Annotated in this window: 10 protein-coding genes and 1 tRNA gene; 3 read left to right on the forward strand and 8 right to left on the reverse strand. The window is 50.2% G+C overall.

Going from position 1 to position 11,539, the window contains the following annotated elements; genetic code table 11:
- Positions 1-326: 326 nt before the first annotated feature.
- Positions 327-521, reverse strand: a complete 195-nt coding sequence (locus tag PsAD46_RS28000) for a hypothetical protein (protein ID WP_153040807.1) — start codon at positions 519-521, stop codon at positions 327-329.
- 611 nt (positions 522-1,132) lie between these two features.
- On the opposite strand from PsAD46_RS28000, the gene PsAD46_RS21905 reads away from it, so the two are divergent.
- The 3 genes from PsAD46_RS21905 to PsAD46_RS21915 all read left to right on the forward strand — a co-directional run bounded on the left by PsAD46_RS21905 (position 1,133) and on the right by PsAD46_RS21915 (position 3,319).
- Positions 1,133-1,208, forward strand: a tRNA-Thr gene (locus PsAD46_RS21905).
- A gap of 438 nt (positions 1,209-1,646) precedes the next feature.
- Positions 1,647-2,639 carry a hypothetical protein gene (locus PsAD46_RS21910; RefSeq protein ID WP_063307861.1) on the forward strand — a complete coding sequence of 331 codons (993 nt, stop codon included), beginning with the start codon at positions 1,647-1,649 and terminating at the stop codon, positions 2,637-2,639.
- A 65-nt stretch (positions 2,640-2,704) separates the two neighbouring features.
- Positions 2,705-3,319: a hypothetical protein gene (locus PsAD46_RS21915; RefSeq protein WP_063307862.1), complete on the forward strand. Its 615-nt coding sequence runs from the start codon at positions 2,705-2,707 to the stop codon at positions 3,317-3,319.
- Between the two features lie 105 nt (positions 3,320-3,424).
- Here the strand turns inward: PsAD46_RS21915 and PsAD46_RS21920 are convergent, their stop codons facing one another.
- The 7 genes from PsAD46_RS21920 to PsAD46_RS21965 all read right to left on the reverse strand — a co-directional run.
- Positions 3,425-3,691: a hypothetical protein gene (locus PsAD46_RS21920; RefSeq protein WP_063307863.1), complete on the reverse strand. Its 267-nt coding sequence runs from the start codon at positions 3,689-3,691 to the stop codon at positions 3,425-3,427.
- A gap of 707 nt (positions 3,692-4,398) precedes the next feature.
- Entirely contained in the window at positions 4,399-4,701 is a 303-nt protein-coding gene (locus PsAD46_RS21935) for a hypothetical protein (protein WP_063307866.1), read from the reverse strand.
- A gap of 71 nt (positions 4,702-4,772) precedes the next feature.
- Complete coding sequence (locus PsAD46_RS21940) at positions 4,773-6,887, reverse strand: DUF6371 domain-containing protein (protein WP_063307867.1); 2,115 nt, start codon at positions 6,885-6,887, stop codon at positions 4,773-4,775.
- Positions 6,880-7,197: a hypothetical protein gene (locus PsAD46_RS21945; RefSeq protein ID WP_063304099.1), complete on the reverse strand. Its 318-nt coding sequence runs from the start codon at positions 7,195-7,197 to the stop codon at positions 6,880-6,882. Before PsAD46_RS21945 ends, PsAD46_RS21940 begins: the two co-directional genes overlap by 8 nt.
- Complete coding sequence (locus PsAD46_RS21950; RefSeq protein WP_208981970.1) at positions 7,194-7,427, reverse strand: helix-turn-helix domain-containing protein; 234 nt, start codon at positions 7,425-7,427, stop codon at positions 7,194-7,196. The genes PsAD46_RS21945 and PsAD46_RS21950 overlap by 4 nt, the downstream gene beginning before the upstream one ends.
- 85 nt (positions 7,428-7,512) lie before the next feature.
- Positions 7,513-8,307 (reverse strand): hypothetical protein, encoded by a 795-nt coding sequence (locus tag PsAD46_RS21955; protein WP_063307868.1) that lies wholly within the window; start codon positions 8,305-8,307, stop codon positions 7,513-7,515.
- A 386-nt stretch (positions 8,308-8,693) separates the two neighbouring features.
- Positions 8,694-11,539 (reverse strand): autotransporter domain-containing protein (locus PsAD46_RS21965; protein WP_063307870.1); only part of this gene is annotated, 2,846 nt, incomplete at its 5' end.

Below are 11,539 nucleotides of genomic sequence, written 5' to 3' on the forward strand. Positions count from 1 at the left end.
CCAAAATCCACATTCAACTCTCTTGTTGACCAAGAACCCTACAAACATATGCGCATGGCACATCTCAAACTTAAGCCAAAGTTAAGTCCCAAAACCTTGCATCCTGTACAAAGCCTTGCTCCCCCCTCAACGATAGCCAACTCAGTATTCTCACCCCGCAGATAGGAACTGTAATGCGTAGGCAGGAACCGTTGCTCCCCTTTCATGCTGCAGACACAGCTCACTTGACCTGCAAGACCAGCAGCAACCGGATCAACTCACAAAAGACAGTATTTTATATTGCGGCTGTTTCTTGATGCTCCAGTTCAACATAGGACAGGATCCACCTAGAGGGCATCACTGATCGTTCTCATCACAACACTCAACTTGTCACCACAACAAACAGCAAGACTATTCCGGCCTGCATGAACACAGGCCATGCGGAGAACCGCTATCGCCTGAACGTCTCGTTCTGCATCTGCGAAGTTCTGAGCCTTGCCTAAACACCCTTCGGCTTCCCAACAGGACACCTTTCGCGCCAAGCTGTGTCTCCGCACCCAACCACCAAAGCTCCCACACTCTGGCAAGCGCTCCCGACGACCAAACAAAGAACGCTGCTCAAAAGCCCTGCAACCAAAAACGCTCACTCACACACACCACCTCATCACAGGCCCGCAAACACCACCAAAAGCAACAGCTGCCAAGACACCAACAGAGGCAAAACTGATATTCAATGAATATGTATGCTTCTCACTTTTAAAATTCACCGAAGCGGAAATTCATCGGCTCCACTCCCCTTCCACCATCCAGCTGCCGCCAAGGGGGAATAAAGAAGCATAACTCACACCCAAACCGACAAAGCCAACGCTCCTTTAATCAGCCAGCGTTTTCCGGCCACACCCCATAGGAACGCAGAAATTCCCAATACCGTTCAAACGAACGCACAAAACAACGCAGACGCGCAAACCAAGAAATTTTCTATCAATATCAATAGGCTGCATCCTCCGCATGTGGAAAAGAAGCCCCAAAACAACCAGATCAACCCCGAATTCACCCAAAAAATTCGCTCCCCTGTGAATTCTTCCAAATTTTTGCATTTTCGGTATTTACAAACCCCGCCAGCGCCCGTAAATACCCCTCCAACGAAGACGACGCCGGTATAGCTCAGATGGTAGAGCACCTGACTTGTAATCAGGGGGTCGCGGGTTCGATCCCTGCTGCCGGCACCACTCTTCTCCTTGATTTATCAAGAGAATTTCAAAGCCTCCTCCGGGAGGCTTTTTGCTTTTCTGGCTTTTGTCAGCATATGGTAAGCAAATGGGCGTTTTGGTAAGCAGGATTTCGCCCCTCCTACCCCCTCCAAATTCCCTTTCAACTTAATACTAAAAAAGCTGTGAATGCCGTCACTAGCCGTCAGACGCTAGGCATTCTGTGATGTTTAGTGAAATGAGAGCTGTCAGTCTCCTGTCAAAGGTTGACGCAGTCAGCCATCTACTCGCTTTCACAATTTAGATCTGTTGTTAGACTACCAGAACCGATAGTATCCAAATCTGCAACTTCTACTAGAAGTAAGCAGCTGCCGACTTCTTAACAGTGGCATTTAGCTGGAGCGCCAACCCTTAACCGTCTTCGATAGTTTGCATTGATATATTTCGGAGGGAGAGAAAATGTCCCATCTTTTATATGAAAAAATTATCCAAACAGGCACGGTCAACGAACCGAACGGAAAACCAGACCCTCAGTTTGCGTTGCCTGCTACTATCAACTGGATGCACGCTCTCAGATTTATCTGTGACAATTACTCAGCGAGTTTCTCTGGAGCACGAAAAACTTACTTACAAAAAGGTTGTGGGCCTAGAAAGCCTTCAGATTTAGAAGTTAACTCGATACTTGAACAACTATTTTTGTCATTGAACCACTTAAGCGCAATTTCCGCGCTAAAGACGGTATCGACTCCCGCAGATACTGCCCGTCTGGGGATCCTGGGTTGGTATTACGGAACATACAATCTCGGGTCAGCAATGATATGTGCCAGAGACGGGTCGCTACAAGAAACTCATGAAGGTACAGCACGACAATGGCATTCTCAAATTGTTTGTAATGACTTATCGCTTCCTCCGTTCAACACCAACGTTCCCTCACTCCTTAAAAAAGATACTGAGCAACTTTTAAAGAATGAGCCAAACTACGGCGCTGGAACCCTAAAAATCAAACCACAGACTCTTAACGAGGCCGAAGGGGCATTGCTGGAGTACATTTCAGGCACTTCCAATTGGTACAGACGGAAAAAAGAAGACGAAATTAAACGGTCAAAGGAGTTTAAATGTCTGGGAAAGCCAGATTTTAGAAGCAAAGCAGCTCGAGAACTGCGGGACAGTCATTTACGCAAGCGTCCCATTGGCTTCCTTCATCAAGCTTTTAGATTTCGCGGAAAAGCAAACTATCGCGAAGCTCTCTTCCTGTCTTACGGAGCAAGTACAAATACACTATTACAGGATTTTGCTTCAGACTTAGAAGCCGTTTTAGCTGCCTTTATAGCGATGGGAGGTGCATTTTGTTCCATTTCACTTGGGAAAGTAGAATGGAACAACTTCATCGAAGACATACAAAAGCACGCAGCTTTTTCAAAACCAGTGACAGAGGTTTGGGCATCTGTTTAATCCTGCTCACCCCATGCAGCTCCACTATGCAGTGAACGTTTGAACCTAGGAGCATAGAAATCAAGATGGCAAAGAGAAAGTCTCTCGAAGAACTGCTAGATAGCGAGTTTCGCTGGCCAAAGCAGGGAGACAAACCATTTACTGTCGCTAATAATCCGCTAAACAATGCAAATATCGTAAAAGATAGCTTCACACGCTTAGTTCTAATGAAGGACGGATACAAAACTGCAGCTGACTTAATGGTCGATGCTTCAGCTAATGATCGTATGTCACGGGACACTCTAGTTTTCCCAATAATCTTTAACTATCGACAATTCTTAGAGCTGTCTATCAAATATCAGCTTGCTGCATTTGGGCCTGATGTCGAGATAGAGCCTAACTGGAACTCTCATTTTCTCGAAAAGTTATGGGCAGATTTTTTAGTTATGCTTGAACGCTATGGGACAGAAGACCCTGACGATGCTGACCCAGTCGTAGAAGCAATCATCCTTGAGTTCGCAAAAATTGATCCAAGCTCATATTCTTATAGATATCCAGTTGATCGAAGAGGAAAGCCGATTCCTGTCGCTTACCCAGACCTTCACCTGCCAACTTTGGCAGATGTTATGGAAGGGGTTGCTGGTTATTTTTCGGGTTGCGACGGTTACTTAAGCAGCTTGCGTCATGCTGGCGCGTATTAAAACATTCTTGTGGAAGTGAATTATTCGCACAAAAACGGCCTGAGAAGCTTCACGCTTCCCAAGCCAGAATATTCCATGAGAGGCAAAGCCTCTCTTCATTCCGTATTATTCGTCTTTGGAGACTTCCAGCGCGCAAGGTTCGAGCAGCTCCGAGATTTTCTCGCTACTTCCCTGCACATCTTCAATGTGATTGCGCACAGTATCAAACAGCGTCAGCAATGCTTCATATTCCTGTGTGTGCTCCATGCGTTCACTCAGAACCACACTCATGGAATAAACTAGATTTTTGAGGTGGTTGGCTGTGAGGTGAAGCTGATCCACTTCATTGCGAAGGGACGTATGGGCACATTTCTCTTTACCAGTATCAGTCATCATAAACCTCCGTTACGGGTTTGTTGAACAAACCACTCAACAGAAGGCTTCTGATGGCCCACTGGTGAGCGGGAGGTTCAGAACCTGGTAACGCAGGCGGGTTTATTCCCCCGTGAAGGGTATTATATTCACCGCCCTCCCGCCCATAAGCGAGAGTTGCGTTTGGAGCGCTAACTCCAGACACAAAAAGACCGCAGAAAACGGCCGCGGTGCCGTGTTACCGAGGTTCTGACGCCTCAAGCTGACCATGCGATGATTGAAGCAAGGTGTCAATGCAAGGAAACTGAATTCCTCCACAAACCCATAGAATTAGAGGGGTTAAAAAGGGAGAACAACAACATGAACATCAACACCAAGCCCTCGCGAAAACCACATAGCCGCTTGCGCCGTGGTCTCGAACTACCCGCAGTCAAGGGAAAGCCCAGGAAGGACCCGTAGTTAGTTGATTTGGATTAGCTTTCGTTTTCCCGTTTTAACGCACCGGGAAAATAGCCGGGATCAGGAACATGTAGTACCCATATCTCTTGAGTTGCGACACACTTGTATCGCTTTGTGCCAGTGAAGCCCCCTTGCGCTTCGTCCGATGGTAACTCTTCGATATGTCCGGCACTCTGTTGATGCACAGCCCAGCTCAAAAACCGTTCATATTCTGCAGGCGAAACGAACTGATCTATCTCTTCAAATATACATTCCAACATGGCAAACCTTCAGTCATCCGAAGGGTGGGAAACAGGTTTTCTCGTTGAGCTGTGATCTGTCAAACGAATTAAGTCATCATATGTTAGCTTACCAGCCTTGATCCCATTAAACTCATCGACTGAGATCTCATAGATATCGGTGCCGCCGCCTTGTCGCGACACCAGAAACCCAAAGTAACAGCGCCCATCCTCCATCATGTAAGCTTCCCAAGTTTTCTCTTGCCATAGCGTATCAGAGTGAATGATAGGGCGTCCCTTCGGATAGTAAGTGTCGCCAACTTTAGTCAGGTATGGACTATTCAGACTTTTCATCAAACTTCTCCAAAAGCAATCAAAACGACTAGTAGGTCAGAAACAGTTCTCTTAAGCACCTGACCAACTTCTCATATGACATCCAGATAAATCAACCGCTTTGAACCCGTCGCCTTTTTCAGCACCTGAATACGCTTTTGCCTCAACAGTGGAGCCGCCCGATCTACCGCATTACCAAAAGCATTTACCTTTGCTGGCCAGAAGCGTGAAACTCTGATCTGGTCACTCACAATCATATTGAGTTCAGCCAGCAGCTCAGTTGCCGTACCTACCCAACTTTCACCACCTTGCCCAACCATGAGAAACTCATGAAGAGCTACCGCAACCGGATCGCCTTCAAAAACAGCTTCCGCTGTACCACGCCGGTTGCTCTCATACGCCTCCAGAAACTCACCCTCTTCCCAACCAAGGCCAGAAGACGCAGCCACCATCAACCGCGCAAAGTCCGCCATGCGTGGATGGCGTTCCAGATGCACACTCTCAACGTTGCGTATGGCTGCGCTCAACGCATCCAGCAAAGCGCCAAGCATACGCGGTTTGAGCTGCTCCCACTCTTGCCAGAACAGCTCTTCCGGCTGACGGCCCACCTCATCGATCCGTTTGAGGCGCACAGAAAGCGCCCGCTCTGCCAGATCAGCCCGCTCAGTAAGCGCAGGAATGCCATTAAGCAGCACAGGTCGCGCCCCTTGAAACCAATAGGCATCGCCATCCGTGTGCAGCTTGCGAGAGATAAACCCACTTCCCGTCGCCATCCGGCAAATAGCATCAGAGAGCCAACCTTCCATTTTCGAGACATTATCGAAGTTAAGCACATGCCCGTTTTGCGCCATCACCATAAGATCACGCTCATCTTTGGGAAGAGAGGACGCTGAAACCGCACAGGGATCAGTAATAGACCGCAACAGCCGCGCCATAGTACTCTTGCCGCTGCCCTGCTCTCCACCAAGCGCTAAAACCGGATAACTCCGACTACGCCCCCACAACGACGCCACCATCCAACCAAGAATGAGCTTGCAGTCCTCTTCCTCCGCATTGATGAGATGCCACATCTCTTCAATTCCATGCCCTTTTTCAGGTACGGGTAACGGCGACATAGTCTGCTTGCGGATGAACTTAACCGGAGGATTGCTGATCACCTCCCATCCGTCACGGGTGATGCGGACTGCTCGCCAACTCTCATCTACCAGATCCAGCCAGCTTTCCCCATCTTGCCAGCCAATACGCATAAACGGCTCATGGCAGGCACCTTGCTCCAACGCCCGCACCTCAAACACCCGCAAGGCATCGCTTAAGTTCTGCGTTGAAGGTGCAAGCCCGGTCTTCTCATAATACCGCCCCACCAACCAACGCTTGAAGCTTTGGCTCTCAACCGCCCAATGCTCATAATGATCATTCACAAGCACAGTGGCAAAAGCATCTTTTTGCGGAGAATGCCAAAGCTCCACATCCTGCGCGACTGAAAGCAAACTCACACCACGCGCACGTGGCTTAGCTTCGGGTCCCTGTGCGTCCTCTACCTGAGAAGACAAAACGAGGTCCTCAGCTTGTTCTGGTGTCCATTCATCCGCCAAAGCGTCAGCCGCATCCCAGCTTTTGGGAACACCATCAGGCGGCACAAGAACCGTTACAGATGCAGCCCCGACCTTCTCAAGACAGCTGACAACTTCATCAGCAAACTTCAGCCCTGCCTCATCCGCATCAGGCCAGATAATAACCTCACGACCTGCAAGTGCCGACCAATCCGCTTTCTTGGCTGCATTGGAGCCACCAGATGAGCTGATACAAACATGTCTCGGCAATAACCGCCTTGCAGCATCTGCAGCCTTTTCTCCCTCAACAATGACAATGGGCGCATCAGGAGTTTTTGCAAGAAGCTCTAAGCCATACAAAGGCCTCGGTTGAGGCCAGGTCTCCCACCGCCATTTCAACTGCTCTCCAACTTGGAACAAACACAATGGGCGATAGCTCTTGCCTTCCCCTTCGATATCAAAACGGCAGATATAACCAAGCACCTCACCCGCTGCATCCCGATATGTCCAGCGCTGCGAAGGCACCCCTAACTTAGGATGGAAAGCAGGTGGCTCCGGTGCCTCATCTGGCACCGGTATCACAACCGCCTTTTGTGGGTGCGTTCGATTGGATTCGGTTGCTTGGTCTGTTTTGATTGGAGCAAACGGATCACTCATAAGCATCCACTCCAATCATATCCGCCAGATTACAAGCAGCTTGCTTTTGCGAGAGCGAAAACAGATAGGCTCCAAGGCTGATAAAATCCCGCCCACCTTCACCGGTCGCAAAATCACACCACAGGCCTGAAGCAATGTTGATCTTAAAGGAACCAGCCCGCCGATCCGTCCGGCGCGGATTCTTCACCGTATACTCACAGCCACAAAGTCGCCCACCGGGGAGCCATTGCCTGCAGATTGTATCACCATGCAATAAAGCAGCTCTGGCGATCCACTGGAAAGCAACGTGGGGATTGTGTCGCCGTCTCATGACCTCGCCCCCACTTCACTTGTGGAGCTTGTCAAATGAGATTCAATCCATACCTGTATGTCAGAAGGTCGATAGCGTACCGCCTTTCCCAACTTCACATATTTAGGCCCGCCGCCGCGCACCCGCCACGCCTGTATGGTCCGTATAGAAATTCCAAGATAATCAGCGGCCGCCGCTTCTGTAATCAAAGCGTTCTCAACGCTGTTCAGTTCCGTCCTCATAACTATCATCTCCGCTCATTTGCGATGAGGAAATGCTGGTTGGATTCCACCGACAAAAATAGGCGACACGATTATTCAGTGCGGGTGATCTGATTTAGCGATTTGAAGAGCACGCGGATCTTGGCCCCGGTTTCGTGCGGTCTTTAGGAGCGTGTAAAGCCCAAAGCCGAACAAAATGTCGACCGCTTAGTCCCGGAAAGAGCCGCAATGCTTCCTTTTCAACATCAGCCTTCTTCTGCCAAGGACGATCTGAAAGAGCCTCCAGAAAACGAATAACTTCAGCCTCAACAAAACGGCCATTACTATCAGATTTTGAATTACGCTTTGTCTTATTGTTTTGAGCCACAAATATCGTCAAGTCTTCGGCCAGCACCTGCCACTGATCACCGTCAACACGTAAGAGTTCGTTTCTTCGTAACGAGACATACGAAAACTCAGAGCACCAATAAGAGGCAGGAACCACGTGGGCATCTACTAAGGCTCTGTCACGGCCCTTCACTATAAGCTCACCGCGCTGCAGTGCTGATATCAGAGCCAAATACGTTTCAAAAATCAGCTGAGTTGCCAGCTTTTCCTCAGCTCTCTTGGGAGCCTTGCCGCTCTCAAGGATTTCCATCAACCCATGATCATCCAGCCACTCGGGAAGAACTGTTTTCTTGTGGCGCTGAGTTAAAATTCGAAGGTCAGCAGTTACAGGCCAACAGCTAGGCGAGAGATTGGAAAAGTACGAACAGATACCCTCGAGCGTCCAATCATAAACTGATGCAACTACGCTCGCGTCATAGATTGCTTCACTCACTTCATCTCGATCAAAGAGCAATCTACCGAAAGCATCTTTGAAAAAAAGCCCTTCGACAAGCGTCTGATCATACGCTGCAATCTCCCCCATTTGGATCTCCTAACTTAACAATCACGGACACCACTGTAGACTAGCGCAAACTGAGGAATGACTTTGCTGAAACAAGTTCACTTAACACCGCAGAAAGAAAATGGGGGTTTATTCTCGGAAAACGGGCCAAATGCGGCCATTCGAGCTGTTCTATCAATGGTTGAAGCGGCCTGGATGGCAGGCTGTCAGAGTTCCCGAGACTGCTTTCATTTCCTAGACAAAGTTCACGGTACTAATGAAAAAGGCCGTGCTCAGGATGGGGGCAAATTAACAGAGATGGCGCATATGAATTTTTGATGATTGGAGAGCACTTGCCCACCACCTAAGTTTTCAGGTGGCGGGCAGGTTTATGTGGGGTAGTTGGCCTTGCTCAGGCAGGAGAATGGTCAGAACTTCAGAGCAATGTTCGCTTTGAGTCCCTGATCAGTGAAGCTGGAACCGAACTGGCCATCGTATGCCAGACCCAAGGTCGTGCTATGTCCCAAATCCACCGATGCTCCCAGATTCAGCAGGAGGGCATCTCTGGCAATCGGGATACTGGCAACGGAGAAGTCATCGCCTCCGGCAAAGGCATGATTGACAACAGGTGTTACATCGCCAAACGCATGCTGCCAGGCAGCTTGTGCTGATAACTTCGCGGTGAATTGACCAAGGTTCGCCCGTGTCTCTGCCCGCAGCCCGATACTGGTGAAGGTGCTGTCCATTGTCTGGCGATCAGCCTTCAGCGCAGCAGAGCCACCGGTTTCGGAGTACCCATCGCTGGACAACTGGACGTAGGATATACTGGCAAAAGGCTCCAAACTGGTTGCTGCAAAATCAAAACGGTACCCTGCTTCACCAAAGATCTGCGCAGTGTGCGCCGTATAGGACCCTGACAGGTTCTCAGTAAAGCCAGTGAAGGCGACCGAACGGGTCGTGTCGATATCATGCCATGCATAGCTACCACCTGCGCGCACCCCCAGAGGCCCAAACTCTGTGCCACCATAAGCACCAAGATGCAGCGTATCTGCTGTCGCTGAGGACGTTCTGCCATTCACTTCGAAACTGCTGTTGTCGTAGCCACCGAAAAAGCCAAAGCGGGAACTTTCACCAATCTGGACATCTCCACCTAGAAGGAAACCGCCGATTGACCGATCAAGCCTTGCGGCATTGCTGTTTCCACTCCAGCGTCCCCAGGACCCAAAACCTTGCCCCCAGAACGTGAGGCTTTCGCCAACGCGCTTTTCTACTTGCTCTTGTCCATCCGCTGCAACGGAATCCATTGCAGCACGCACACGATTGAGGGCTGCCTCGCGGGCAAAACGGCTATCTTCAATCAGCGCTGTTTTTATTGAGGCATGAGCTTCGCCTGAAAGCTGATCGAGTGCTCCTGCTGCATCCGCATTGGAAAGGTTCAAGACTGAATTGAACAAGTCTCCGATGCCAAGTGAGAATGCACCCTCACCCGCAGCGCACTGATTAGCACTCATCCCGGGCATGCAGAACGAGCTAGATACTAATTGGGAACTCAGATAAACGTTGTTGGCATCATAAGAGAGAACAAAATCAAGGAATGCGAAGTCATCTGTTGGTGCGGGTGAATCAAACGTTCCGGAGACGCCCCCTACAGCGCTCATAATCGTATAGACCGTATTTGTAGTGTAGGTTGAGCCATCGTCGGTTCCGTTTTCCGGCTTCACATGCACCGTACCACCATTGATCGTCACAGTACCGCTGGCGGCCAGCAGATCGTTGTTGATGCCTGCCACGTTGCCCCCATCGTTCAATTCAACGTCAAAGGTTGATCCACTATTGAAAACAAGAGAAGTCGCATTCAGAGTCCCAACGGAGTTTCCCGGTGCGACTACAGCACCTGATTGGAAAGCAACAGCCCCTACAGTCCCCGAGCCACCAAGGGTGCCGCCATTGACCGTAACATCGCCAATGGTGCCATTAACAACCAGCTCGCCACCGGAAACAATGGTGTCGCCGGTATAGGTGTTGGTGCCGGTTAGGATAGTGGTGCCTGCAAGCTGATTGACACTGCCAGTCCCGCTAATATCTGCGGAGAAGGTGTAGTCACTATCCGTGTGGTTGAAGTTGATTACCCCGGTACCGTCACCAAATTTAACTGCTGTGGCATCCAGACTGCCTGCGGCCTGCGCGGTGTCGCCAGCGGCAGCCCCAATATTGAGCGTGCCATGAGAACCTGTCACCCTGCCCAGATAAACGCTGTTCTCCACATCAACCACGCCACCATCTGAGATCGTTAGGGTACCGTTTCCGAGCAATCCGATGTTCATATAGTGGCTGTTTTCCCAGAGAGAACCAACTCCGGTCACGACTACGTCCCCCGAAGAACCAGCTTCAGAACCGATCCCCCCTTTTTTACTGGTCACCCGACCACCTTCGCTAATGGTTAGAGTTCCGACCCCATAACGTCCCACGTAAAGGCTAGTCCCGCTTGCATCCAACCCGAAATCGTTCTTCCAATGCGACCCTTCTCCGATTACCTCCACTGTTCCGGTAGAGCCTGCAAAAGTGCCAATCTGGCCATGCATGCCGGAAACTAAACCGCCCTCCAAGATATTCAGGGTTCCGTTTCCAAAGCGCCCGACATAAAAGCCGTTGGTAGTTTGCAGGCGCGAAGAAGGCCCTGTCACTGTTGCAGCCCCATAAGAACCTGAGCTTTTCCCGAGAAAGGTTGAAAGACTGGCGGACACATCGCTGCCATCAACAACGGTCAGAGACGCTGTTTCAGGTCCACCAACGCTAATAGTTCGACCGGCCAGAGTGGCGCCATCCCTGAACTCCAGCGCTCCTTCTGAAACAGTGGTGTCGCCACTATAGGAGCTGTCACCCGTCAGGACGAGTGTTCCAAGACCAGTTTTGTCCAGTGATCCAGTCCCGGTCAGGTTGGAGGTAATGGTTGAGGTCAAACCGGTGCCCGAGCTGGTTCCGTCCCCAACCCTGAATGAAACGGTATCAGCGCCAGCACTTATGATGATATCGCCTCCAGTTATGCTGTAACCATCGGAGGCAAACTGCATGCCTTTGGAAATTGAAACTCCAGCACTATCCACTGTGACTATGCCCGTTGTTCCCTGGAAAATCAGTGTGCTGTCCGGTTGATAAGGTGCGCTTGCTGAGCCAGTGGCATCGGTCCAGTTGGTTCCCGCAGTGCTCCAGGTGCCAGAACCACCATGAACGGCTCCATCAGCACTTGTTACCGCTCCGTTCCAGAAGCTCAGCT

Source organism: Pseudovibrio sp. Ad46, assembly GCF_001623065.1.
Classification (GTDB): Bacteria; Pseudomonadota; Alphaproteobacteria; order Rhizobiales; family Stappiaceae; genus Pseudovibrio.